Here is a 24122-nt window from a genome sequence, read left to right on the forward strand (position 1 = left end):
TGGTTATCTGGAATTGAAGAGAAAGACCATGAGCAGCCTCAACATCACCCCGTTAAGCTCGGCCCTCGGCGCGCAGATCAGCGGCGTCGACATCAGCCAGCCGCTGTCCCTGGAACACCGCGACGCCATCGAGCAGGCGCTGCTCAAATACCAGGTTCTGTTCTTCCGCAACCAGCCGATCGAACCACCGCAACAGGCACGCTTCGCCGCCTATTTCGGCGATCTGCACATTCACCCGATCTACCCGAACGTGCCGGAACAGCCGGAAGTGCTGATCCTCGACACCGCCGTCACCGACGTGCGCGACAACGCGATCTGGCACACCGACGTGACCTTCCTGCCGACGCCGGCAATGGGCGCGGTACTCAGCGCAAAATTGCTGCCGGAGTTTGGTGGCGACACGCTGTGGGCCAGCGGGATTGCCGCGTATGAAGCGCTGTCGGCGCCGATGAAAGGTTTGCTCGAAGGGCTGACCGCCACGCACGATTTCACTCGCTCGTTTCCGCTGGAACGCTACGGCAATACGCCGCAAGCGCTGGCGCAGTGGGAAGAAGCGCGACGCAAGAATCCACCGTTGTCGCACCCGGTGATACGCACGCATCCGGTCAGTGGGCGGCGCTCGTTGTTCGTCAATGAAGGCTTCACGTCGAAGATCAATGAGCTGTCGGAAACCGAGAGCGAGGCGATTCTGAAGTTTCTGTTCGCCCATGCGACGCGACCGGAATTCACCATTCGCTGGCGCTGGCAGCAGGACGATATTGCGTTCTGGGACAACCGCGTGACCCAGCATTACGCAGTGGATGACTACCGGCCGGCGCGGCGAGTGATGCAGCGAGCGACGGTGTTGGGGGATGTACCGTTTTTTCGTTGAGCCTTATTGAAGCAAAAGCCCCTCACCCTAACCCTCTCCCGGAGGGTGAGGGGACTGACCGAGGTGTCTGTACAAGCTACATCGACCTGAAATATCGGGTTGAACTCAAGCTTTGAAAGGCATGAAGATCGGCTCCCTTTCCCCCTCGCCCCCCTGGGGGAGAGGGCTGGGGTGAGGGGGTTGGATCTTGCTGATACAACCCAATCGTCATCACTGCGCCGTCGAAGGCTTCTCCCACAGATTGATCCCGCCCTCTTGGGCAAAGCGGTCAATCTCCGCCAGTTCTTCAGCACTGAAACTCAAATTCTTCAACGCGCCGACGTTCTCGATAATCTGCTCCGGCCGGCTCGCGCCGATCAGTGCCGAGGTCACCCGGGGATCACGCAGCGTCCACGCCAGCGCCAGTTGCGCCAGGCTCTGACCACGACGCTTGGCGATCTCGTTCAGCGCGCGCACGTGAGCGATGTTGGCGTCGGACAAGTGCGAAGCCTGCAGCGAGCCACCGCCCGGACGATTGACCCGCGCATCCGCCGGCACGCCGTTGAGGTATTTGTCGGTGAGCAGACCTTGCGCCAGCGGTGTGAAAGCGATCACGCCGGTGCCGAGTTCATCGGTGGTATCGAGCAGATCCTTTTCCACCCAACGATTGAGCAGGTTGTACGCCGGTTGATGGATCAACAGCGGCACTTTCCATTCTTTCAACAGCGCGGCCATTTCGCGGGTTTTCACGCCGGAATACGACGAGATACCGATGTACAACGCCTTGCCCTGTTGCACGGCAGCGGCGAGGGCACTGGCGGTTTCTTCCAGCGGGGTGTCCGGGTCGAAGCGGTGCGAATAGAAGATATCCACATAGTCCAGACCCAGGCGTTGCAGGCTCTGGTCGAGGCTGGCCAGCACGTATTTGCGCGAGCCGCCGCCCTGGCCGTAAGGGCCGGGCCACATGTCCCAACCGGCCTTGCTGGAGATGATCAGCTCGTCGCGATACTGCTTGAAGTCTTCACGCAGCAAACGGCCGAAATTGATCTCGGCGCTGCCGTATGGCGGGCCGTAGTTGTTGGCCAGGTCGAAGTGGTTGATGCCCAGATCGAACGCGGTACGCAGCAACGCGCGCTGGGTGTCGATCGGCGTGCTGTCGCCGAAGTTGTGCCACAGCCCCAGCGACAGCGCCGGCAGCACCAGACCACTGCGCCCGACGCGGCGGTAAGGGATGGAGTCATAGCGGTTTTCGGCAGCGGTGTAAGTCATCGAATCCTCTCTTGTCTGTCTTTTAGTCATCTGAAACCGAATACCTTTGTGGCGAGGGGATTTATCCCCGTTGGGTGGCGAAGCCGCCCCAAAACCTGAAACCTCGATGAATCAGGTGCGCCGTATGCGCTGGTTTTACGACTGCTCCGCAGCCGAACGGGGATAAATCCCCTCGCCACAAAAGCTCTACCAGTCATGCAAAGCGATTTACAGGTCGGGCGAGGCCAAGGTTCTGGCGCAACGTCCGGCCCTCGTATTCCGTTCTGAACAACCCACGACGTTGCAGTTCCGGGACCACGCTGTTGGCGAAGTCTTCGAGCCCGCCCGGCAGGTGCGGCACCAGCACGTTGAAACCGTCCGCCGCACCCTGCTCGAACCATTCCTGCAAACGATCAGCGATCTGCTGCGGCGTACCGACCAGGCTGTAATGCCCGCGCCCGCCAGCTATCTTGCGCCCCAGTTCGGCAAGGCTCAGGTTCTCCCGCCCCGCCAACTCAGTGAGCAATTTCTGCCGGCTCTGCTGACCGCTTTCCGTCTGCGGCAACTGCGGCAACGGTCCGTTCAGCGGGTACTTCGACAAATCGAAGTTGCCCAGCATACGCCCAAGCAAGGCGACGCCAACCTCGGGTTCGACTAATTGCTGAAACGTTTCACATTTTTCCTGCGCTTCGGCTTCGGTGCGGCCGACCACGACAAAAACCCCGGGCATGATTTTCAGCGATTCGGCGCTGCGCCCGTATTTCGGCAAGCGCCCTTTGAGGTCGGCGTAGAACGCCTTCGCATTGGCCAGCGAAGTCTGCGCGGTGAACACCACCTCAGCCGTTTGCGCCGCCAACTCGCGGCCGAGTTCGGAAGATCCGGCCTGAACGATCACCGGTTGCCCCTGTGGCGAGCGCGCAACGTTCAACGGGCCTTTGACCCTGAAGTGTTCCCCGACGTGATCCAGCACGTGCAACTTCGCAGGGTCGTAATACGCCCCGCTCGCCTTGTCGCGCACAAACGCATCGTCCTCCCAACTGTCCCAGAGCCCGGTGACCACCTGATGAAACTCGCGCGCACGACTGTAGCGTTCGGTATGGCCAATATGTTCGTCGCGGCCGAAATTCAGCGCCTCGGCAGCATTGTCCGAGGTCACCAGATTCCACCCCGCTCGCCCGCCCGACAAATGATCGAGCGAAGCGAATTTGCGCGCCACGTGATACGGCTCGTTGTAACTGGTGGTCGCCGTGGCTATCAGGCCAATGTGCTCGGTCACTGCACTCAGCGCCGAGAGCAACGTCAGCGGTTCAAAGTGATCGGAGCGCGCCATGCGACTGGCGATGTTCTGGGTCGGCGCGGCGACGCTGTCAGCGACAAACAACGCATCGAATTTCGCCGCCTCGGCAATCTGCGCCAGCCGTTTGTAATGGGCGAAATCCAGACCCGCATTCGCCGGCACATCCGGATGACGCCACGCCGCCACGTGGTGCCCGGTGGCCATAAGGAACGCGCCGAGTTTCAACTGTCTGCTCATCTCAGAAATCCTTGCGCAGTTGCACACCGAAATAGCGCTCGTCATCCCGTGGCACGGCGCGGTAGATGTAGTTGCCGCCGCTGGCGAGAACCGGCGAGTAAGACTTGTCGGTGAGGTTCTTGCCCAGCAGCGCGACGCGCCAGCCATTGCTGTAATCGGCGAGCGCAACACTGGCGTTCCACAGACCGTAGGCGCCTTGTTTGGTGTCGACGTTCTGGCTGATGTCGTACTGCACTTCGCTTTGCCAGCTGTAGTCGGTGCCGAGTTCGATATCCAGGCCGTTATCCAGCGGGATGCTGTAGTCGGCGCGCACGTAGCTTTTCCAGTCCGGGCTGAACGGCAGCGGTTTGCCGTTGACGTTGCACGACGCCGCCGCACCGGCCGGGCAGGCGAATTCGTCGATGCGCGCGCGGGTGTAAGCGAGTGCACCGGACAGCTTCAATTGTTGGGTCGCTTGCAGGGCGTAATCGAGTTCGACGCCTTCGGTGCTGACGCTGCCGGCGTTGATCAGCCGCGTCACCACTTGCCCGGCGACGGTGTCGAAAAAATTCGCCTGGTAGTTGTCGTACTCGCTGTGGAACACCGCGAGGTTGGTGGTCAGGCGATTGTTCCAGGAAGTGGCTTTGATCCCCGCCTCCCAAGTGTTGGAGGTCTCCGGTTTCAGCGCTTCGGTGTCGCGCGGCTGCATGTTGAAAAACACGTTGTAGGCCGGGCCTTTGTAGCCGCGCGAGTAGGTCAGGTAAGTGGTGACGGCATCGCTCAAGTCGTACTGCAAACCGAGGCGGCCAGACCAGCCATCTTCGTCGACGGAACCTGAGCTGCTGGTCGACGGCTGGATGCCGCTGACGGTGGTCGCCGAAGTCGAAACGCGACGGTGATCGTATTCGAGATCATCGTGGGTGTAGCGCAGGCCGGCGATACCGCGAAAGTCAGACGTGAAGTTCAGCGTGCTCTCACCGAACACCGCGTAACTGTCGCTGGTGGTGCTGTAGTGGGCGACGCCACGGTCGGTGCGCGTGGTCGTTGTCAACGTGCGCTGATAGGTTTCTTCATCCTTGCCGTGCATGTAGAACAGGCCGCCAACGTATTCGAGGAATTCGCCCTTCGGCGAAGCCAGGCGCAGCTCTTGCGAGTATTGATCGAAGGCCAGATCGCCTTTGTCGGCCGTACCGGGGAACGCTGCCGTCACCGTGCCGAGGCGGTCGCCGTCCTGATACTGAGTGTTGTCCCAGCCACGCCACGCAGTGATCGACGTCAGCGTGTAATCGCCCAATTGCCAGTCGAACTGACCGGACAAACCTTTGTTGATGTCCTCGACGTGAGTACGGGTGTCGGTGTTGATGTCGCGGTTGTGGCTGGAGGCATATGCCGGACTCAGCGCGTTGGCAAAGGCCGGGGTCAACGACTTGCTGACCACGCCGTTGGGGCCGTCGTCATGGGCCTGCATGTAGTCGGCAATCAGCGTGAAGGTAACGTCGTCATTCGGGGTGAATTCGAGTTTGCCGCGCACGCCACGATGGTTGTAGCCGTTGACCTCCTGACCGTTGTGCTGGTTGTCGACGTTGCCGTCGTAGCTGCCGAACAGCGTGCTGATCGAGCCTTTCAACGTCTCCGGAATCAGGCTGCCACCAATGCCGAAACGGGTGCGATTTTCGTTGCCGCTGTAGTACGACTGATCGATGTAACCGTGAGTCTCGGCGGTCGGCGCCTTACTGGTGATGTTGAGCACGCCGGCCGAGGCGTTCTTGCCGAACAGCGTGCCTTGCGGACCGCGCAAAACCTCGACGCGCTCCAGATCCAGCAGGTCCATGGTTGCCTGTCCCGGACGTGCATACACCACGCCGTCGATCACCGTGGCCACGGTCGGCTCAACGCCTGGAGAGGTGGAAATCGTGCCGACGCCACGTACGAATAACGAGGTGTCCTTGTTCGACGCGCCAGTGCGGAAATTCAGCGACGGCACTTGCTGAACGATGCTCGCCACACCGTTGCGGTTATCGCGCTCAAGCTGTTCGCCGTCGATCACCGAGACCGCGACCGGCACTTTTTGCAGCGACTCTTCGCGGCGGGTAGCGGTGACGGTCACCGACTTCAGTGTCGGCTCTTGCTCGCTATTGTCAGCGGCGAATGCGTTGGGCAACGGCAGCGCCGCCAGCCCTGTCAGTAACCAGCCAGCGGCGCGAATCGACTGCGCCAGTGTGTGTGTCGCCCCAGCAATGTTGTGCATGCTTTGCCCGCTCGAAAATGGTCCTGATCCGCTGCCGTTCTGCGACGACAGCGCCTGAATCGGTGTCTTGGGCATTCGCTCGAGCGAGTAGCAGACAACGCGCTATGTTAGCGCTAACATCGACAGTATTGGCAAGCCGCACATAGAGCGTCCAATACTGAAAAATTAGTTTTATATGCGATTTGGTTTTTAACAAGGATCGACCCGTGAGCGAAGAAAAGCCCCGCAAGCGCCGTGGTGCCGGACGTGTGACCCTCAATGCCGTGGCGCGTGAGGCCGGGGTTTCGGCGATCACCGTGTCGCGTTATTTCAATCAGCCGGAACAGGTTTCACCCGAGCGCCGCGAGCGGATTGCGGCAGTGGTGGCCGAGTTGGGTTACGTACCGAATCTGGTGGCCGGCGGGCTGGCCTCGGCGCGGGGGAAAATCGTCGGCATGGTCATTCCGAACATCTCAGGGCCGATCTTCGCCAACACCATTCAAGGCTTCAGCGACACGCTCAGCCGTCATGGCTATCAGCTGTTGCTGGCGTCGAGTTACTTCAGCACCGAGCAGGAAGAAAACGCGGTGCGCGCGTTTCTCGGCTGGTCGCCGGCGGCGTTGGTGCTGACCAGTCACTTTCACAGTGCCGGTACCGAAAAGATGATTGCCGAAGCCGATGTGCCGGTGATCGAAACCTGGGATTACCAGCCGGATCGCGAGCCGATGCAGATCGGGTTTTCGCATTTCGACGTGGGCGTGGCGGCGGCGAAGTATCTGCTGGGAAAAGGTTATCGACGTATCGCCTTCGTGCAGAACAGTGCTGCGGGCGACTTCAGCGCCCTGGAGCGTCGCGACGGTTATGCCGCGACCGTGCGTCAATCAAAACTGGAGCCGTGGGTGTTCGCACCTGACGCTGATCGCACTCCATTCGAGGCCGGCAAACAGGCGATGGACGCCCTGATGAACGCCTCACCGCCTCCCGACGCGATCATCTTCGCCAACGACAACCTCGCCGCCGGCGGCCTGCTCGCCGGGCAACGCGCCGGTTTGAAAATCCCTGAAGACTGCGCCGTTCTCGGCTTCGGTGATTACCCGTTCGCCGAGATGCTGCTGCCGAGCCTGAGCACGATCAAACCACCGGCGCTGGAGATCGGCGTACTGGCCGCGACACGAGTGCTGGAAAGCCTTGGGGTATTACCAAGCGAGGAGGTGCAACGGCTGAATCTGCTGCAGTGCCAGGTGATCGAACGCGAAAGCACCTGAAACGGACATCTGCGTAGGAGCTGCCGCAGGCTTCGATCTTTTGATCTTTAAAAACAAGGCAAAAGATCGCAGCCTTCGGCAGCTCCAGGGGCATCTTTACACCGAGAGTTCGCGCAGGGCGGCTGCCGCGAGGAAACCGGAGCGGGAGCGATAGCGCTGGTCACGCCGCACAGTCTGGTCAATACGCTCAAGCAACTGCTCAGGCAGCGTGGCGTTAAACCGCACTGACTTGCCGAAATACGGGGTGATATCAAAATCGACCACACCCCAGATCCCTCCCGCGTAATCCGGATTATCGAGATGAGCATCAATGTCCTTCACTTGCGGCAACGGTGCGGCGTCGGCGACCAAACCCTCATAGTGAAGCGCCAACGCTTCCTGAGTATTCTCAAACGCCTCAGCGACCGTAGTGCCCGCAGAGAAACAGCCCGGTACATCCGGGATGATCACGCCGTAGTCTGAGTCGGCATCCGATCAACGGCAGGCGCGGCCAAGCAAGCAAAACACGTCGCCGACCGAACTCTGTGCAGGAGTCGCAAAATGTGTGCAGTAGAGAAGCAGGACGGGCAGTGGCGGGAGCTGGATTGGCTATGCTCTAAAGGACACCGAGGTGGCCCCATCGCGGGCAAGCCCGCTCCCACAGGGTTCTGCGTCGTTCACAAATTTGTGTCCAACCCCGAAACCTGTGGGAGCGGGCTTGCTCGCGATGGCGGCCGATCTGGCACCGCACATCCCGCAGGCACCACCATGCACACCGCCATCATCATCTTCTTCGGCCTGGTTCTGCTCGCCCTGATGCTCTACATCGGCGAACGCATCGGCTTCAGCCGTCAGACCATGGCCTACAGCTTCGCCGCTCTGTGGCTGGCGTTGACGGTGATTAATGGCGCGGTGGGCGTGGTGCATGCGGGCCAACCACTCGGTTCGGAAATAGCGATTGGCAGTGCGGTATTCGGGGTGCCGATGGCGGCGATGGTGTTGTTCATGGTGCTGAGCGCCGAGTCGTAAATCGTCCCGGCGCCCAGCTGCCAATCAACGCACCAGATGCAGGAACTGCATGTGGCGTTCGTACTGGTCGAGGATGTCGTTGATGATCTGCTCTTTGGTGTAGCCGACCAGATCGTAGTCCTGACTGCCCTCGCTCAAATGCACTTCGGCGCGGTAATAGCGGCGGTTGTTGAGCTGCTTCGAACCCATCCCGCCACGCGCGAACGACGGCGTGAAGTAGCCGCGCATCTGCACCTGGTAGATGAACGGATGCGCATCACCATGGCCGATTTCGAGGCTGACGCTGTCATTCGCCGGATCCGGCTGAGTGACCACGTTCAGGCCTTTCTCGACGAACACCGCCGTCACTTCTTCAATCGCCGGGCGCACCGTGGTGTCCATGAAACGGTACACCTCGTCACGCGACGGGAAGTGTACGGCCTGACTCAGGCGCTGACGCCAGCCGCCCGTGCCGCGCCGCGAACCGGAGACCGGTGCCAGCGAATGCAACTGCGCGATCTGCTTCTGCGACTCCAGATAGAACGCCTTGTGCAGGCCCCACATCATCAGCAATAGAATCAGCGAGAACGGCAACGAGGTCAGCACCACCGCTGACTTCAGCGCATCGATGCTGCCAGAGAACAGCAACGCACTGGTGATCAGTGCCGTCATCGCGCCCCAGAACACCCGCAGCCATTTCGGCCCGTCTTCGTCCGGATTGCCGCCCTTGGCCGACAGGGTCGAGAGCACAACGGTGCCGGAATCGGCAGAGGTGACGAAGAACACGAAGCTGATGAACACCGTCACGGCGATGACGGTTTTGCTCCATGGATAGGTTTCCAGCAGCAGGTAAATGCTCATCGACGGGTTGTCGATGGCCGACATGCCGAGCGCGCTCATGCCGTGATTGAGCACCTGATCGATGGCGCTGTTGCCGAAGATCGACATCCACGCGAGGGTGAAACCGAGCGGAATCAGCAGCACGCCGAAAACGAATTCGCGGATGGTCCGGCCACGGGAAATCCGTGCGATGAACAGGCCCACGAACGGCGACCACGCAATCCACCAGGCCCAATAGAACACAGTCCAGCCGCCGAGCCAGTCGCTCGGTTTGTCGTAGGCGTAGAGGTCGAAACTCTTCATCGGCAAAGCGCCGAGGTAGTCACCGATGTTCTGGATCAGCGTGTTGAGCAGGTGCTGCGTCGGCCCGGCGAACAACACGAACAGCAGCAGCGCACAGGCCAGCAGCATGTTGATGTCGGACATCACCCGCACGCCTTTATCGACACCGGAGACGGCAACGATGATCGCCGCGCCCATCATCAGCGTGATCAGGCCGACCTGAATCCACTGGGTGTGCGCGATGCCGAACAGGTAGTCGAGGCCGGAGTTGAGGTGCAGCACACCAAAGCCCATGTCGGCACCGAGACCGAACACCGTGGCGATGATGCCAAAACCATCGACTGCGTAACCGATCGGGCCGTTGATGCGCTTGCCGATCAGCGGATACAGCGCCGAACGCAGAGCCAGCGGCAGGTTGTGGCGGTAAGCGAAATAGGCCAGCGCCATGCCGACGAAGGCGAACACGCCCCAGCCATGCAGGCCCCAGTGCAGAAACAGAATCTGCATCGCCTGGCGCGCCGCATCCGCCGTGCCCGCCTCGCCTTGTGGCGGCTGGAGCATGTGGGTCAGCGGTTCGGATACGCAGAAGAAAAACAGCGTGATGCTGATCCCGGCGGCGAACAGCATGCCGGCCCAGGACAGGTAACTGAATTCGGGTTCGTCGTGGTCGGCACCGAGTTTTATCTTGCCGTAGCCGGATAAGGCGGTGACCACCACGAAGACCAGATACAGGGTCATCGCGAGCATGTAGTACCAGCCGACCGTGTTGGCCGCCCAGTTTTGCGCTTCCAGCAGCCAGGCGCCGGCCTGTTCAGGCATGGCGATAACAACCAGACCGAAGAGCAGAATGACCGTCGCGGCGAAGTAGAACACCGGCGGATTCATGCGCACCAGACCGCTGGCGGGGGTAGACGATGCACTCATGAAACGTGCACCTCGAGGGGTTGAAACGTGGCTGAAATGATCGGACTCAGCAAAGGCAAGCCTCCTGTTGTGAGCGGGCAGCGAACCACCGGTTTAACTTGAATGAACGTTCAAGTTAAACATGGATAGGGTGGTAAGGACTAATCGCAGGGCTGGGCGGTAGTTTTCCTACAGTAGCCCAAGGAGGGTCAAAAGCCCCTCACCCTAACCCTCTCCCAAAGGGAGAGGGGACTGATTGGGGAATATTTGAGCGATACGCCGACGTGGTCCTGCTTTACCGAATCCAGAATCGACTCGGTATTTCAGGTCGATGTATGACGCAAGACACTTCGGTCGGCCCCCTCTCCCTCTGGGAGAGGGCTGGGGTGAGGGGAAGCTGTTAAAGCCCTACTTCTGCGTGCCGTCATCATGCTGCAAGTTGGCCTGGGTCAGATTGCACCCGGCCGGCACACTGCGCGTCAGCCACACGTTGCCGCCAATGGTCGATCCTTTGCCGATGGTGATCCGCCCGAGAATCGTCGCCCCGGCATAAATCACCACATCATCCTCAACGATCGGATGGCGCGGATGGCCCTTCTGCAACTGGCCGTCTTCGTCCGCCGGGAAGCGCTTCGCCCCCAGCGTCACGGCCTGATAAATCCGCACGCGCTCGCCAATGATCGCGGTCTCGCCGATCACCACGCCCGTGCCGTGATCGATAAAGAAGCTGCGGCCGATCTGCGCCCCCGGATGGATATCGATGCCAGTCGCCGAGTGGGCGATTTCCGCGCTGATTCGCGCCAGCAATGGCAGCCCGGCGCGATACAAATGGTGCGCCAGACGATGGTGAATCACTGCCAGAATCCCTGGGTAGCAGAGCAGCACTTCATCGACACTGCGCGCCGCCGGGTCACCGTGATAGGCGGCTAGCACATCGGTGTCGAGCAGGGCGCGCAAGCCCGGTAAGGCCAAGGCGAAATCCTGGACGATCTGAATTGCGCGGGCCTCGACTTCGCTGTCGACTTGCGCGCTGTGGCGGGCGACGTAACGCAGCTCCAGGCGGGTTTGTGCCAGCAGGGCATTCAGCGCGACATCAAGGGTGTGGCCGACGTAGAAATCTTCACTCTCTTCGCGCAGATCCACCGGCCCCAGACGCATCGGGAACAATGCGCCACACAGCGCTTCGAGAATCTCCGCCATCGCTGCCCGCGACGGCAACTCGCGACCACCCTGCTCGCCGGACGCCCGGCCGTTCTGTGCCCGCCATTGATCCCGCGCGCTGCGCAGTTGACTGACGATGGTCTGCAATTGCCAATGGCTGGAACGCTCGCTCACGGTAAAGACTCCTCACGGGCGGCCGGACTGTCTGGCCGCGTCCACGGCGCCTACTTTACGGCATGCTCGCGAGGGCGAATTAAGAACCGATAGTGCTGGGCTCAGTTTATTTGGCTATAAGCGATTCGCGGTTGCCCGGGTAAAAGCGCATGCCTATAGTCCTTTCATCTTCCTCCGCCAGTACGGAACCATGTCTAAACAACCGATCAAACAACAGCTGGATCGCTTTGACCGTCTCGACCTGCTCGGTCATCCGACGCCTTTGGAAAAACTCGAGCGCCTGTCCTCCTGGCTCGGCCGCGAGGTGTACATCAAGCGTGATGACCTGACGCCGCTGGCCATGGGTGGCAACAAGCTGCGCAAGCTCGAATACCTCGCCGCCGACGCCCTCGCGCAAGGCGCCGATACGCTGATCACCGCCGGTGCGCTGCAATCGAACCACGTTCGCCAAACTGCTGCACTCGCTGCCAAACTTGGCCTCGGCTGCGTGGCGCTGCTGGAAAACCCGCTGGGCACCGATGACAGCAATTACACCGGCAATGGCAACCGCCTGCTGCTGGATCTGTTCGACACCAAGGTCGAACTGGTCGACAACCTCGACAATGCTGACGAACAACTCGCGGCCCTTGCCGTGCGTTTGCGCAGCAACGGCAAGAAACCGTACCTGGTGCCGATTGGCGGCTCGAATGCGCTCGGTGCATTGGGTTACGTACGCGCAGGGCTGGAACTGGCCGGGCAAATCAAAGACACCGGCATCGATTTCGCTGCAGTGGTGTTGGCCTCGGGCAGCGCCGGAACTCACAGCGGTCTGGCATTGGCGTTGAGCGAAGTGTTGCCGCAATTGCCGGTGATTGGCGTGACCGTTTCGCGCAGTGAAGAAGACCAGCGACCGAAGGTGCAGGGCCTCGCCGAACGCACGGCGGACCTGCTCGGCGTCGAGTTGGCGGCGAGTTTCAAGGTTGAGTTGTGGGACGAATACTTTGGCCCGCGTTATGGCGAACCGAATGCCGGGACGTTGGCGGCGGTGAAGCTGTTGGCGAGTCAGGAAGCGGTGTTGCTGGATCCGGTTTATACCGGCAAGGCGATGGCGGGATTGCTGGACGGGATCGGGCGTCAGCGCTTTGATGAGGGGCCGATTATTTTCCTGCACACCGGCGGTGCGCCGGCGTTGTTTGCCTACAGGGATTTTCTGTAAGCAAGATCAAAAGATCGCAGCCTGCGGCAGCTCCTACAGGTGATCCCGTGTAGGAGCTGCCGCAGGCTGCGATCTTTTTCCAGAGACAACGCATATTCCAATAAAGAATAACATTTCAAATATTTAGTATTTTCAAGTCTAACGCAGTCATCATATAGTCTCGCCGCAGGCGAATTTCGCGCAAGACGCATAAGCTGCTTTAGGGCACGATAACGCAGTCGCGCGAATAACAAATTCGCCAACTTTCCTTCAGCGTCTTCCATAAGAAAACACAGGGGCTCGTCATGAATTTTTCCGCACTACGTCGCAATCTGCTGGTTGGTTCGCTGGGCCTGGCGCTGAGCGCCGGTCTGATCGGCCAGGCAGTGGCCGGTGAGCAGCTGCAACAGATCAAGGACAAGGGCGTTATCAACGTCGGCCTGGAAGGCACTTACCCACCGTTCAGCTTCGTCGATGCCGACGGCAAACTGTCTGGCTTCGAAGTCGAGCTCTCCGAAGCGCTGGCGCAAAAACTCGGCGTCAAAGCCAAGATCCAGCCAACCAAGTGGGACGGTATTCTGGCCGCGCTGGAATCCAAGCGCCTCGACGTCGTGGTCAACCAGGTAACGATCTCCGACGAGCGCAAGAAGAAGTATGACTTCTCTGAGCCTTACACCGTTTCCGGGATTCAGGCATTGGTGCTGAAGAGCAAAGAAGCGGCACTGAACATCAAGACCGCTGCTGACCTGTCCGGCAAGAAAGTCGGTGTAGGCCTGGGCACCAACTACGAGCAATGGGTCCGCGCCAACGTGCCGGGCGCCGATGTGCGCACCTACGATGATGATCCGACCAAGTTCGCCGACCTCAACAACGGCCGTACCGACGCCATCCTGATCGACCGTCTGGCCGCACTTGAATACGCCAAGAAAGCCCCGAAAACCGTCGCCGCCGGTGAAGCTTTCTCGCGTCAGGAATCCGGTATCGCCGTGCGTAAAGGCGAGCCTGAGCTGCTGGCAGCCCTGAACAAAGCCCTCGAAGAGCTGCGGGCCGACGGCACCCTTGAGAAGCTGTCGACCAAGTACTTCAACGCAGACGTCACTAAATAATGGAAGAAGCTTTCCAACTCGCACTGGACTCCGCGCCCTTCCTGCTCAAGGGCGCGTATTACACGGTAGTCCTCAGCCTCGGCGGCATGTTCTTCGGCTTGCTGCTGGGTTTCGGCCTGGCGCTGATGCGCCTGTCGCGCTTCAAATCGGTGAGCTGGCTGGCGCGCATCTACGTGTCGTTCTTTCGCGGCACGCCGTTGCTGGTGCAACTGTTCGTGATCTATTACGGCTTGCCGCAATTGGGTCTCGAACTGGATCCGTTGCCAGCGGCGTTGATCGGCTTCTCGCTGAACATGGCCGCTTACGCCTGTGAAATTCTGCGCGCCGCGATCGGTTCGATCGAGCGTGGTCAGTGGGAAGCTGCTGCGAGCATCGGCATGACCCGCGCGCAAACCCTGCGCCGGGCCATCCTGCCGCAAGCGATGCGCACGGCGTTGCCGCCGCTGGGCAACAGCTTCATTTCACTGGTCAAGGACACGGCACTGGCCGCCACCATTCAGGTGCCGGAGCTGTTCCGCCAGGCCCAGTTGATTACCGCCCGGACTTTCGAAGTCTTCACCATGTATCTTGCCGCCGCGCTGATCTACTGGATTCTGGCCACGGTGCTTTCGCACTTCCAGAACAAGTTGGAAGAGCGGGTCAATCGGCACGACCAGGAGTCCTGACGCGATGATTGTCGTGGAAAAACTGACCAAACAATTCAAGGGTCAGGTCGTGCTCAACGGCATCGACCTCGAGGTCAAGGAAGGTGAAGTAGTCGCGATCATCGGCCCCAGCGGCTCGGGGAAAACGACGTTTCTGCGCTGCCTGAATTTCCTTGAACAACCCACCAGCGGCCGGATCAAGGTCGGCGATATCGAGATCGATACCAGCCGCCCGCTGAACCAGCAGCAAGCGCTGGTGCGCAATCTGCGCCAGCACGTTGGCTTCGTGTTCCAGAACTTCAACCTGTTCCCGCATCGCACCGCTTTGGAAAACGTCATCGAAGGCCCGATCGTGGTCAAGAAGATGCCGCGCGACGTAGCCATTGCCCTGGGCAAAAAGCTCATGGCCAAGGTCGGTCTCGCCGGCAAGGAAGACGCTTATCCACGTCGCCTCTCCGGCGGTCAGCAACAGCGCGTGGCGATTGCCCGGGCGCTGGCGATGGAGCCGGAAGTGATCCTGTTCGACGAACCGACTTCGGCCCTCGATCCGGAACTGGTCGGCGAAGTGCTGGCGACCATTCGTGGCCTCGCCGAAGAGAAACGCACCATGGTCATCGTCACCCACGAAATGGGCTTTGCCCGCGACGTGGCCAACCGCGTGGTGTTTTTCGACAAGGGCGTGATCGTCGAACAAGGCGAAGCGAAAGCGTTGTTTGCCAATCCAAAAGAAGAACGCACTAAACAGTTTCTCAGCAAGTTTCTCAATCACGCCTGAGAATCCAGATGTATCAAACGGCAACTTCCACGGATGGAAGTTACGTTATCCCGCCTGAACAACCTGCTTCAACAAACACTAATCAAACACGTTCTATTTAGAACACATATATGTTCTGCAACAGATAATCCGCGCTAAAAATATGTCCATCATTTAAAGATAGGGTTCCCGTAGCGACTTATCGAAACCGCGGAAAACCACTGAGATTTGTGGCTCAATTCGCCAACAGACCTAGGCATAAGGCCTCATCAGCGTAGGACACTTCTGATTAGCACGTAATTCACGGATTAACTAAGCACATCTATTGACACCCCTTCCCGCACACTCTTATCTAGTCGCCAACCGGCGCCACTTAGTTTAATCAACGCACATTCAACCTTGATCAAGGTTCTCGGCTGTATTGCCAGTTGATTCACGCCTTTGTTCTTCAGAAACGGACTTCGTTGCAAGCTTCAAGGAGAGAAATCGATGACTCACACTTCGCACACCCCCGAGCTGGCAGCGCCAATCCTGGCGCCCGCGCAAAAAACCGGCATCAATCTGGCTGCTGCCGCCCATCTGTCGGTCGACGTGGCGCCCTATCCCGAGATGGATTGCGGGGACCTGATCGAACTGTTCTGGAACAAATGTTATGTCGCTTCGAAGGTCCTGACCGTCGAGGATGTCGGCGCCCCGGTCAGCCTGCGGGTGCCGGAGAGTTTCATCGCCAACGGCACGGCACGTATCCACTACCGGGTCATGCAGGTTGGCCAGGGTCAGGCGCTGTCGGCGGCGACCCGGGTGCAAGTCAAACTCGATTGTCCCGGAGGCCTGCCATCGGCATTGTGCAGCGACGAAAACCAGCAACTGCAAGCCGTCACGATCCCCGACACCATCCGCCGTCAGGGGGTTAATCCGAACCAGATCAAACGCGGCGTACCGCTGACCATCGAGCCTTACGTGAACATGGCCGAGGACGATGAAATCACCTTGCGCTGGGGCGATGTGCGCATGGACCTGGTACCGGTCACGGCGGCAGACGTCGGCTTGCCGATTCAGGTCTGGGTGCCGCCGGCGGTCATCGTCGAGGCCGGTGAAGATCTGCGCCTCGACGTGACGTACTGCGTCATCGACCGGGTCGGCAACAACTCGCGCTGGGCGCCTCCGCGGACGTTGAAGATCGGCTGTGTGAACCCTTACCTGAAAGTGCCGCTGAGGCCCGCCCTCAAAGCCGCCGAGCCACGCAATTGAATAAACGCAAATCCCCTGTGGCGAGGGGATTTATCCCCGCTCGGCTGCGAAGCAGTCGTAAACCCATAACACGCGGTGTATCTGATGCACCGCGTTACCTGATTTTGGGGCCGCTTCGCAGCCCAACGGGGATAAATCCCCTCACCACAGGGATCGCATTGGCGCTTACAAATATTGTTAACCAACCCGACCATCACCCCTTCTATGCATATTCCTAAAAGTTAGTTTATTTAATATTTATACGCGCTTAGGGTATATGAACCGGACCACCGGACATTCTTTCGTTCGCCGCACTTTTGCGGCGTTTTTCATGAGATGTGAGGTAGGTAGTATGGTCCGGAACACAATCACCCCAGTGCGAATCGCCAGGGCATTGCGTGCAGCCAAGGAGCGGCACTGATGTCCAGTCTGGCAGACGCAAACGTCCAGTCTGATCTGGACATCGCCCCGTTGTTGTTGCCCGCGCAGGTCTTGCGCAACGACGCCCAAGCCATCAAGGCCGCGCATGATCTGGCGCAAGTCGCCCGTGTGCAGGCCGCCAAGCGTGACCGTCAGCGCAAGTTGCCGTGGTCGGAAATCGAACAGTTCACTCGCAGCGGTCTGGGCAGCATTGCCATCCCGCGTGAATACGGTGGCCCGCAGGTTTCGTTCGTCACCCTGGCCGAAGTGTTTGCGATCATCTCCGCCGCCGATCCGGCGCTGGGACAGATTCCGCAGAACCAGTTCGGCATCATCAATCTGGTGCTTGGCAGTGCGACCCAGGAGCAGAAAAAACAGTTGTTCCAGAGTGTTCTGGAAGGCTGGCGAATCGGCAACGCCGGCCCTGAGCGTGGCACTAAAAACACCCTGGAATTGAAAGCGCGGATCACCGCCGACGGTGACGATTATGTGATCAATGGCCAGAAGTTCTATTCCACCGGCGCGCTGTTCGCACACTGGGTTGCGGTGAAAGCGCTCAACGATGACGGCAAGCAAGTGCTGGCCTTCGTCCGTCGCGGCACGCCGGGTTTGCGCATCGTTGATGACTGGTCGGGCTTCGGCCAGCGCACCACCGCCAGCGGCACGATCCTGCTCAACAATGTGCGCGTCGAGTCGAGCCTGGTGGTCGACAACTGGAAGATCAACGACATCCCCAACACCCAAGGCGCGGTGTCGCAGTTGATTCAAGCGGCGATTGATGCCGGCATTGCCCGTGGCGCCATCGACGACACCATCGAGTTCGTCAAAACCCGGGCGCGGCCGTGGATCGACGCCAAGGTTGATCGCGCCAGTGATGACCTCTATGTGATCGCCGATATCGGCAAACTGAAAATCGAACTGCACGCCGCCGAAGCGCTGCTGCGCAAGGCCGGCAAAGTGCTCGATCAGGTGCACGCCGCGCCGCTCACCGCCGAATCCGCCGCCCGCGCTTCGATTGCCGTGGCCGAAGCGAAAGTGCTGACTACCGAGATATCTCTGCTCGCCAGCGAAAAACTGTTCGAACTGGCCGGCAGCCGCGCCACCCTCGCCGAATTCAACCTCGACCGCCACTGGCGCAACGCCCGCGTGCACACGCTGCACGACCCGGTGCGCTGGAAATATCACGCGGTCGGCGCGTATCGCCTGAACGGCACTTTACCGGCTCGCCATTCCTGGATCTGAGACGACCAGACATCTGGAGAAACACCTATGACGATTTCCCATCACGTCGCGGTCATCACCAGCGATGAGCAAGCCCTGATCGTCGCCAGCGACCTGGCCGAAGATTTCAAACGCGACAGCGCCGTGCGCGACCGTGAACGTCGCCTGCCACTGCCAGAACTCGACGTGTTTTCCCGCTCCGGCCTGTGGGGCATCAGTGTGCCGAAGGAATACGGCGGCGCCGGCGTGTCCAACGTAACCCTGGCCAAAGTCATCGCCCTGATCGCTCAGGCCGACGGCTCGCTCGGGCAGATTCCGCAGAACCATTTCTACGCACTGGAAGTGCTGCGCGTAAACGGCAGCCACGCGCAAAAACAACGGCTGTACGCCGAAGTACTCGCCGGCCAGCGCTTCGGCAATGCCCTTGCGGAACTGGGCACGAAAACCGCGCACGACCGCGTCACCAGCCTCAAACGCGACGGTGACGGCTACCGCATCAACGGTCGCAAGTTTTATGCGACCGGTGCGATTTATGCGCAGCGCATTCCGACCTCGGTCGTCGATGAAAACGGCGTGCAGCAACTGGCCTTCGTCCCGCGTGACGCCAAAGGTCTGACCGTGATCGATGACTGGAGTGGTTTCGGTCAACGCACCACCGGCAGCGGCTCCGTGGTGTTCGAAGACGTCTACGTTGCCGCCGAAGATGTACTGCCTTTTCAAAGTGCGTTTGAGCGTCCGACCACCGTCGGCCCGTTGGCGCAGATCCTTCACGCCGCCATCGACACCGGCATCGCCCGCGCTGCTTACGAAGACGCCCTGCATTTTGTGCGCAGCAAAACCCGGCCATGGATCGATTCCGGCAATGACAAAGCCACCGAAGACCCGCTGACACTGAAAAGCTTCGGCCACTTGAGCATTCGCCTGCACGCCACCGAAGCCTTGCTTGAACGTGCTGGCGAATTCCTCGACGCCGCGCAAGCCGAGACCAACGCCGATAGCGTTGCAGCCGCATCCATTGCGGTCGCCGAAGCACGCGCGATCAGCACCGAAATTTCCCTCGCTGCGGGCAGTACACTGTTCGAACTCGCCGGCAGCCAGGCCACGCTGATCGAGCACGGCCTCGACCGCCACTGGCGCAACGCCCGCGTGCACACCCTGCACGACCCGGTGCGCTGGAAATATCACGCGGTGGGTAACTACTACCTCAACGATGAAAACCCGCCGTTGCGGGGGACCATCTGATGAGCGCTACGAAAAAGAAGATCCTGCTGAACGCGTTCAACATGAACTGCATCGGCCATATCAACCATGGCTTGTGGACGCATCCGCGCGATACCTCGACCCGCTACAACACGATTGAATACTGGACCGAACTGGCACAGTTGCTCGAGCGTGGGCTGTTCGACGGATTGTTCATCGCCGACATCGTCGGCGTGTACGACGTCTACCAGAATTCGGTCGATGTGCCGCTGAAAGAGTCGATCCAGTTGCCGGTCAACGACCCACTGCTGCTGGTTTCGGCCATGGCTGCGGTAACCAAGAACCTTGGCTTCGGCCTCACCGCCAACCTCACCTACGAGCCGCCGTATCTGTTCGCCCGCCGCATGTCCACGCTCGATCATCTGAGTCGCGGCCGCGTGGGCTGGAACATCGTCACCGGTTACCTCGACAGCGCTGCGAAAGCCATGGGCCTGAGCGAGCAAGTCGAACATGACCGTCGCTACGATCAGGCCGATGAGTACCTGCAAGTGCTCTACAAACTCTGGGAGGGCAGTTGGGAAAACGGCGCGGTGCTCAATGACCGCGAGCAACGCATCTATGCGCAGCCGGAGAAAGTGCACAAGGTCGAGCACAAGGGCGAGTTCTATCAGGTCGAGGGTTATCACCTCTGCGAGCCGTCGCCGCAGCGTACGCCAGTGCTGTTTCAGGCCGGCAGTTCCGATCGCGGTTTGCTCTTTGCCGGGCGTCACGCCGAGTGCGTGTTCATCAGCGGCCAGAACAAGCCATCGACCAAGGTTCAGGTCGACAAAGTGCGCGCCAGCGCTGTTGAAGCGGGGCGCAATCCTGAGGACATCAAGGTGCTCATGGGCCTTAACGTGATTGTCGGCGCGACTGAAGAAGCCGCGTGGGCCAAGCACGCCGAGTATCTCAGCTACGCCAGCGCCGAGGCCGGCGTCGCACATTTCTCGGCGTCGACCGGTATCGACTTCTCCCAATACGAAATCGACGAACCGATCCAGTACGTAAAGAGCAACGCCATTCAGTCAGCGACGAAAAATCTGCAGAACAACGACTGGACCCGCCGCAAGTTACTCGACCAGCACGCCCTCGGTGGTCGCTACATCACCGTGGTCGGATCGCCTGAGCAAGTGGCGGACGAGCTGGAATCGTGGATCGCAGAAACCGGTCTCGATGGTTTCAATTTGACCCGGATTGTTACGCCAGAGAGCTATGTCGATTTCATTGAACTGGTGATTCCCGAGTTGCAGCGGCGCGGGTCGTACAAGACCTCGTATGACAGCGGCAGCTTGCGCGAGAAGCTGTTTCACGGGGAGGCGCAGCTACCTGAGCAGCACACCGGCTCCCACTATCGCCAATAACTCTTTGTACTGATCATTCCCACGCTCTGCGTGGGAATGCAGCCCGGGACGCTCCGCGTCCCAACAGCGGACGCAGAGCGTCCATAGAGGCATTCCCACGCAGAGCGTGGGAACGATCTGTGAAAAATTCATGCACTGACTGGAAAACCCATCATGACCAAGAAAACTCTGTCCCACCCAGTCAAAGCACTGGCCCTGGCCCTCGGCCTGTTCAGCTCTGCGATCTTCGCCGCTGACGCCCCACTGAAAATCGGCACCACCGCCGCCTTCGCCATCCCTCTGGAAGCCGCCGTCGAAGAAGCCTCCAAACAGGGCCTGAAGGTCGAGCTGGTGGAGTTCACCGACTGGATCGCGCCGAACGTCAGCCTCGCCGCCGGCGACATCGACGTGAATTACTTCCAGCACATCCCGTTCCTCGAAAACGCCAAGGCTGCCGCCGGTTTTGACCTGGTGCCGTTCGCGCCGGGGATCATCAATAACGTCGGCCTCTACTCGAAAAAATACAAAAGCTTCGATGAGCTGCCAGAGGGCGCCAGCGTCGCTATCGCCAACGATCCGATCAACAGCGGTCGCGGTCTGCAATTGCTCGCCAAGGCTGGTTTGATCACGCTGAAACCGGGTGTCGGCTACAAGGCCACCGAAGACGACATCGTCGCCAACCCGAAGAAAATCAAAATCCTTCAAGTCGAGGCCGTGCAACTGGTACGCGCCTATGACGACGCCGATCTGGTCCAGGGTTATCCGGCCTACATTCGTCTGGCGAAGACCTTCGATGCCGGTTCCGCGCTGCTGTTCGACGGTCTCGATCACAAGGAATACGTGATCCAGTTCGTCATCCAGCCGAAGAGCAAAACCGACCCGCGCCTGATCAAATTCGTCGACATCTACCAGCATTCGCCAGTCGTTCGCGCAGCGCTGGATAAGGCCCACGGCAAGCTGTATCAAGCCGGTTGGGAAAGCTGAGCATGACGGCCGCGATCCAACGGCGACTGGAAATTCCAGAGCCACACAATGCTGAAAAAACCGAGCTGCATCCCGAGTTGAATCGCGCCCACGTACGCTTCATCGGCCTGGGCAAAACCTACAACGGCCGGCAAGGCCCGGTCGCTGCGCTGCAAGGCATCGATCTGGCGATTTCGCGCGGTGAAGTGTTCGGCATCATTGGTCGCAGCGGTGCCGGCAAGTCGTCGTTGATCCGCACGATCAATCGTCTGGAACAGCCGACTTCGGGGCGCGTGCTGATCGATCAGATCGACATCGGCGAGTTCGATGAAGACCGTCTCGTAGCGCTGCGTCGGCGGATCGGCATGATCTTCCAGCACTTCAATCTGATGTCGGCGAAAACCGTTTGGCAGAACGTCGAACTGCCGCTGAAAGTCGCGGGCGTGCCGAAAGAGCAACGCGAGAAAAAAGTTCGCGAACTGCTCGAACTGGTCGGTCTGCAAGAAAAGCACAAAGCCTATCCGGCGCAGCTTTCCGGTGGGCAGAAACAACGTGTCGGCATCGCCCGCGCGCTGGTGCATGACCCGGACATTCTGCTCTGTGACGAAGCGACTTCGGCGCTCGACCCGGAGACCACCCAGTCGATCCTCGGCCTGCTGCGCGAGATCAACAGACGCCTGGGCCTGACCATCGTGCTGATCACTCACGAAATGGCGGTAATCCGCGAGATCTGCGACCGCGTGGTGGTGTTGGAGCATGGCCGCGTTGTCGAGCAAGGCCCGGTCTGGGAAGTGTTCGGCAACCCACAACACGAGGTCAGCCAGACCTTGCTCGCGCCGTTGCAGCACGCCTTGCCGGAAGAATTGCAGAGCCGTTTGCACCCGCAGCCGCCCTCCTCCGACGCAGCCGTGGTGCTGCGTTTGCAGTTCACCGGCAGTGCCAGCGACGAACCGGATCTGGCGGCGCTTTTTACTGCGCTCGGTGGCCGGGTGAAGTTGCTTCAGGGCGGCGTCGAACGGATTCAGGGGCATGCGCTGGGGCAACTGCTGTTAGCCGTCAGCGGCTCATCGTTTGGCGCCGAGCAATTGCGCGAGCGCGCCGCGCCATGGGCACAACGGGTGGAGGTCGTCGGATATGTGGTTTGATCGCTTGCTGCAAGGTTTTATCGACACGTTCTTGATGGTCGGTGTGTCGTCGTTGATTGCGCTGCTGGTGGGGATTCCCATGGCGGTGATCCTGGTCACCAGCGACAAGGGCGGGATCTACGAAGCGCCACTGTTGAACCGCGCGTTGGGCGCGTTCGTGAACCTGTTTCGCTCGATCCCGTTTCTGATTCTGATGGTCGCGCTGATTCCGTTTACCCGGTTGATTGTCGGTACTACGTACGGCGTTTGGGCCGCCGTTGTGCCGCTGACCATTGCCGCTACGCCGTTCTTTGCGCGGATTGCCGAAGTGAGTCTGCGCGAGGTCGATCATGGTTTGATCGAGGCGGCGCAGGCAATGGGTTGCCGGCGTTGGCACATTGTCTGGCATGTGCTGTTGCCGGAGGCGCTGCCGGGGATTGTCGGCGGGTTCACGATTACCCTGGTGACGATGATCAACTCTTCGGCGATGGCTGGGGCGATTGGTGCTGGCGGCTTGGGGGATATCGCTTATCGCTACGGCTATCAGCGTTTTGATAGCCAGATCATGCTAACGGTGATTGTGTTGCTGGTGGCGTTGGTAGCGGTGATTCAGCTGGGTGGGGATCGCTTGGCGCGGGGGTTGAACAAGCGCTGAGGCAAGAGCAAAAGATCGCAGCCTGCGGCAGCTCCTACATTGGCATGTGTACCCTCTGTAGGAGCTGCCGCAGGCTGCGATCTTTTCGCTTATAGTCAGCGCATCTCTCCTTGAACACGCAACTGACCATGAAACAGACCCCCACCGACCTCGAACAGATCACCGCCACCACCCTCGGCCACTACAACTCGGTGGCCGAGGACTTCCGCGAAGGCACGCGCGACCACGATGTCAGCCAGAACATCGATGCGTTGCTGCGGCATATTCAGGGCGCGGCGCCGTTCACGATCCTGGATTTCGGTTGCGGTCCGGGCCGGGATTTGCAGACGTTTACCCGTATGGGGCACGTTGCGGTCGGCCTGGATGGTTCGCAGGAATTTGCGCGGATGGCGCGCGAGGACAGCGGCTGCGAGGTGTTGCAGCAGGATTTTCTCAAGCTTGATCTACCGGTTGAACGCTTCGACGGGATTTTTGCCAACGCGGTGCTGTTTCACGTTCCATTGCAGGAGTTACCGAGGGTACTCAAGCAATTGCACGGCGCGTTGAAGCCTGGTGGGGTGTTGTTCAGTTCGAATCCGCGTGGGGATAACCGTGAGGGCTGGAACGGGCCGCGCTATGGCTCTTATCACGATCTGGAGGCCTGGCGCGGATTGCTGAAAGCGGCGGGGTTTGTCGAGCTGGAGCATTATTTCCGGCCGGCGGGGCTGCCACGCGAGCAGCAGCCCTGGTTGGCCAGTGTCTGGCGGCGTGTGGGTTGAAGATCAAAAGATCGCAGCCTGCGGCAGCTCCTACATGGGGTGAT

The 24122-nt window shown here is 60.0% G+C and carries 20 protein-coding genes and 1 pseudogene; 15 read left to right on the top strand and 6 right to left on the bottom strand.

Going from position 1 to position 24122, the window contains the following annotated elements:
* Nucleotides 1-28: 28 nt before the first annotated feature.
* Entirely contained in the window at nucleotides 29-871 is an 843-nt protein-coding gene (gene tauD, locus QOL84_RS18090; protein WP_283438063.1) for a taurine dioxygenase, read from the top strand.
* 210 nt (nucleotides 872-1081) lie between these two features.
* Here tauD and mgrA read toward each other — a convergent pair whose 3' ends face one another.
* The 3 genes from mgrA to QOL84_RS18105 form a co-directional block, all read right to left on the bottom strand.
* Nucleotides 1082-2119, bottom strand: coding sequence for an L-glyceraldehyde 3-phosphate reductase (gene mgrA, locus QOL84_RS18095; RefSeq protein WP_283438064.1), 1038 nt, complete (start codon nucleotides 2117-2119; stop codon nucleotides 1082-1084).
* Between the two features lie 193 nt (nucleotides 2120-2312).
* A complete protein-coding gene (locus tag QOL84_RS18100) occupies nucleotides 2313-3632 on the bottom strand; it encodes an LLM class flavin-dependent oxidoreductase (RefSeq protein WP_283438065.1) in 1320 nt (439 codons plus the stop codon).
* A 1-nt stretch (nucleotide 3633) separates the two neighbouring features.
* The gene (locus QOL84_RS18105; RefSeq protein WP_283438066.1) at nucleotides 3634-5859 is read right to left on the bottom strand and encodes a TonB-dependent receptor; all 2226 of its coding nucleotides are present in this window, start codon (nucleotides 5857-5859) and stop codon (nucleotides 3634-3636) included.
* Between the two features lie 206 nt (nucleotides 5860-6065).
* Between QOL84_RS18105 and QOL84_RS18110 the strand changes: the two genes are divergently transcribed.
* Nucleotides 6066-7103 (top strand): LacI family DNA-binding transcriptional regulator, encoded by a 1038-nt coding sequence (locus tag QOL84_RS18110; protein ID WP_283438067.1) that lies wholly within the window; start codon nucleotides 6066-6068, stop codon nucleotides 7101-7103.
* Between the two features lie 96 nt (nucleotides 7104-7199).
* Here the strand turns inward: QOL84_RS18110 and QOL84_RS18115 are convergent.
* Nucleotides 7200-7574, bottom strand: a pseudogene (locus tag QOL84_RS18115) (type II toxin-antitoxin system HicB family antitoxin); the annotation flags it as partial.
* 276 nt (nucleotides 7575-7850) lie between these two features.
* Between QOL84_RS18115 and QOL84_RS18120 the strand changes: the two are divergent.
* Nucleotides 7851-8111 (top strand): hypothetical protein, encoded by a 261-nt coding sequence (locus QOL84_RS18120; protein ID WP_283438068.1) that lies wholly within the window; start codon nucleotides 7851-7853, stop codon nucleotides 8109-8111.
* 24 nt (nucleotides 8112-8135) lie between these two features.
* Here the strand turns inward: QOL84_RS18120 and betT are convergent, their stop codons facing one another.
* Both betT and epsC read right to left on the bottom strand, forming a co-directional pair.
* Entirely contained in the window at nucleotides 8136-10097 is a 1962-nt protein-coding gene (gene betT, locus QOL84_RS18125) for a choline transporter BetT (protein WP_164979464.1), read from the bottom strand.
* 426 nt (nucleotides 10098-10523) lie between these two features.
* Nucleotides 10524-11450, bottom strand: coding sequence for a serine O-acetyltransferase EpsC (epsC, locus tag QOL84_RS18130; RefSeq protein WP_283438069.1), 927 nt, complete (start codon nucleotides 11448-11450; stop codon nucleotides 10524-10526).
* 190 nt (nucleotides 11451-11640) lie between these two features.
* Here epsC and QOL84_RS18135 point away from each other — a divergent pair, with 190 nt between their 5' ends.
* The 12 genes from QOL84_RS18135 (at nucleotide 11641) to QOL84_RS18190 (ending at nucleotide 24078) form a co-directional block, all read left to right on the top strand.
* Nucleotides 11641-12645: a D-cysteine desulfhydrase gene (locus QOL84_RS18135; protein WP_283438070.1), complete on the top strand. Its 1005-nt coding sequence runs from the start codon at nucleotides 11641-11643 to the stop codon at nucleotides 12643-12645.
* Between the two features lie 284 nt (nucleotides 12646-12929).
* Entirely contained in the window at nucleotides 12930-13730 is an 801-nt protein-coding gene (gene tcyJ / locus QOL84_RS18140) for a cystine ABC transporter substrate-binding protein (RefSeq protein WP_283438071.1), read from the top strand.
* Nucleotides 13730-14395, top strand: coding sequence for a cystine ABC transporter permease (tcyL, locus tag QOL84_RS18145; protein WP_007918741.1), 666 nt, complete (start codon nucleotides 13730-13732; stop codon nucleotides 14393-14395). Before tcyJ ends, tcyL begins: the two co-directional genes overlap by 1 nt.
* 4 nt (nucleotides 14396-14399) lie before the next feature.
* Nucleotides 14400-15149: an L-cystine ABC transporter ATP-binding protein TcyN gene (gene tcyN / locus QOL84_RS18150; RefSeq protein ID WP_283438072.1), complete on the top strand. Its 750-nt coding sequence runs from the start codon at nucleotides 14400-14402 to the stop codon at nucleotides 15147-15149.
* Nucleotides 15150-15617: 468 nt separating this feature from the next.
* Nucleotides 15618-16379: a hypothetical protein gene (locus QOL84_RS18155; protein ID WP_283438073.1), complete on the top strand. Its 762-nt coding sequence runs from the start codon at nucleotides 15618-15620 to the stop codon at nucleotides 16377-16379.
* Between the two features lie 399 nt (nucleotides 16380-16778).
* The gene (locus QOL84_RS18160) at nucleotides 16779-18020 is read left to right on the top strand and encodes an SfnB family sulfur acquisition oxidoreductase (protein ID WP_283438074.1); all 1242 of its coding nucleotides are present in this window, start codon (nucleotides 16779-16781) and stop codon (nucleotides 18018-18020) included.
* A gap of 27 nt (nucleotides 18021-18047) precedes the next feature.
* Complete coding sequence (locus QOL84_RS18165) at nucleotides 18048-19241, top strand: SfnB family sulfur acquisition oxidoreductase (protein WP_283438075.1); 1194 nt, start codon at nucleotides 18048-18050, stop codon at nucleotides 19239-19241.
* On the top strand, nucleotides 19241-20599 hold the full coding sequence (locus tag QOL84_RS18170) for an LLM class flavin-dependent oxidoreductase (protein ID WP_283438076.1): 1359 nt from the start codon (nucleotides 19241-19243) through the stop codon (nucleotides 20597-20599). Before QOL84_RS18165 ends, QOL84_RS18170 begins: the two co-directional genes overlap by 1 nt.
* 153 nt (nucleotides 20600-20752) lie before the next feature.
* The gene (locus QOL84_RS18175; RefSeq protein WP_283438077.1) at nucleotides 20753-21562 is read left to right on the top strand and encodes a MetQ/NlpA family ABC transporter substrate-binding protein; all 810 of its coding nucleotides are present in this window, start codon (nucleotides 20753-20755) and stop codon (nucleotides 21560-21562) included.
* Between the two features lie 2 nt (nucleotides 21563-21564).
* Entirely contained in the window at nucleotides 21565-22686 is a 1122-nt protein-coding gene (locus QOL84_RS18180; protein WP_283438078.1) for a methionine ABC transporter ATP-binding protein, read from the top strand.
* On the top strand, nucleotides 22676-23320 hold the full coding sequence (locus QOL84_RS18185) for a methionine ABC transporter permease (RefSeq protein ID WP_039756400.1): 645 nt from the start codon (nucleotides 22676-22678) through the stop codon (nucleotides 23318-23320). The genes QOL84_RS18180 and QOL84_RS18185 overlap by 11 nt, the downstream gene beginning before the upstream one ends.
* Before the next feature lie 128 nt (nucleotides 23321-23448).
* The gene (locus QOL84_RS18190) at nucleotides 23449-24078 is read left to right on the top strand and encodes a class I SAM-dependent methyltransferase (protein ID WP_283438079.1); all 630 of its coding nucleotides are present in this window, start codon (nucleotides 23449-23451) and stop codon (nucleotides 24076-24078) included.
* Nucleotides 24079-24122: the final 44 nt, after the last annotated feature.

Source organism: Pseudomonas helmanticensis (assembly GCF_900182985.1).
Lineage (GTDB): Bacteria > Pseudomonadota > Gammaproteobacteria > Pseudomonadales > Pseudomonadaceae > Aquipseudomonas > Aquipseudomonas helmanticensis.

Bases quoted from the DNA above. Each gene is read 5' to 3' on its own strand.
- tauD (WP_283438063.1), top strand. From the start codon at position 29: ATGAGCAGCCTCAACATCACCCCGTTAAGCTCGGCCCTCGGCGCGCAG.
- mgrA (WP_283438064.1), bottom strand. From the start codon at position 2,119: ATGACTTACACCGCTGCCGAAAACCGCTATGACTCCATCCCTTACCGC.
- QOL84_RS18100 (WP_283438065.1), bottom strand. From the start codon at position 3,632: ATGAGCAGACAGTTGAAACTCGGCGCGTTCCTTATGGCCACCGGGCAC.
- QOL84_RS18105 (WP_283438066.1), bottom strand. From the start codon at position 5,859: ATGCACAACATTGCTGGGGCGACACACACACTGGCGCAGTCGATTCGC.
- QOL84_RS18120 (WP_283438068.1), top strand. From the start codon at position 7,851: ATGCACACCGCCATCATCATCTTCTTCGGCCTGGTTCTGCTCGCCCTG.
- betT (WP_164979464.1), bottom strand. From the start codon at position 10,097: ATGAATCCGCCGGTGTTCTACTTCGCCGCGACGGTCATTCTGCTCTTC.
- QOL84_RS18135 (WP_283438070.1), top strand. From the start codon at position 11,641: ATGTCTAAACAACCGATCAAACAACAGCTGGATCGCTTTGACCGTCTC.
- tcyJ (WP_283438071.1), top strand. From the start codon at position 12,930: ATGAATTTTTCCGCACTACGTCGCAATCTGCTGGTTGGTTCGCTGGGC.
- tcyL (WP_007918741.1), top strand. From the start codon at position 13,730: ATGGAAGAAGCTTTCCAACTCGCACTGGACTCCGCGCCCTTCCTGCTC.
- tcyN (WP_283438072.1), top strand. From the start codon at position 14,400: ATGATTGTCGTGGAAAAACTGACCAAACAATTCAAGGGTCAGGTCGTG.
- QOL84_RS18155 (WP_283438073.1), top strand. From the start codon at position 15,618: ATGACTCACACTTCGCACACCCCCGAGCTGGCAGCGCCAATCCTGGCG.
- QOL84_RS18160 (WP_283438074.1), top strand. From the start codon at position 16,779: ATGTCCAGTCTGGCAGACGCAAACGTCCAGTCTGATCTGGACATCGCC.
- QOL84_RS18165 (WP_283438075.1), top strand. From the start codon at position 18,048: ATGACGATTTCCCATCACGTCGCGGTCATCACCAGCGATGAGCAAGCC.
- QOL84_RS18170 (WP_283438076.1), top strand. From the start codon at position 19,241: ATGAGCGCTACGAAAAAGAAGATCCTGCTGAACGCGTTCAACATGAAC.
- QOL84_RS18175 (WP_283438077.1), top strand. From the start codon at position 20,753: ATGACCAAGAAAACTCTGTCCCACCCAGTCAAAGCACTGGCCCTGGCC.
- QOL84_RS18180 (WP_283438078.1), top strand. From the start codon at position 21,565: ATGACGGCCGCGATCCAACGGCGACTGGAAATTCCAGAGCCACACAAT.
- QOL84_RS18185 (WP_039756400.1), top strand. From the start codon at position 22,676: ATGTGGTTTGATCGCTTGCTGCAAGGTTTTATCGACACGTTCTTGATG.
- QOL84_RS18190 (WP_283438079.1), top strand. From the start codon at position 23,449: ATGAAACAGACCCCCACCGACCTCGAACAGATCACCGCCACCACCCTC.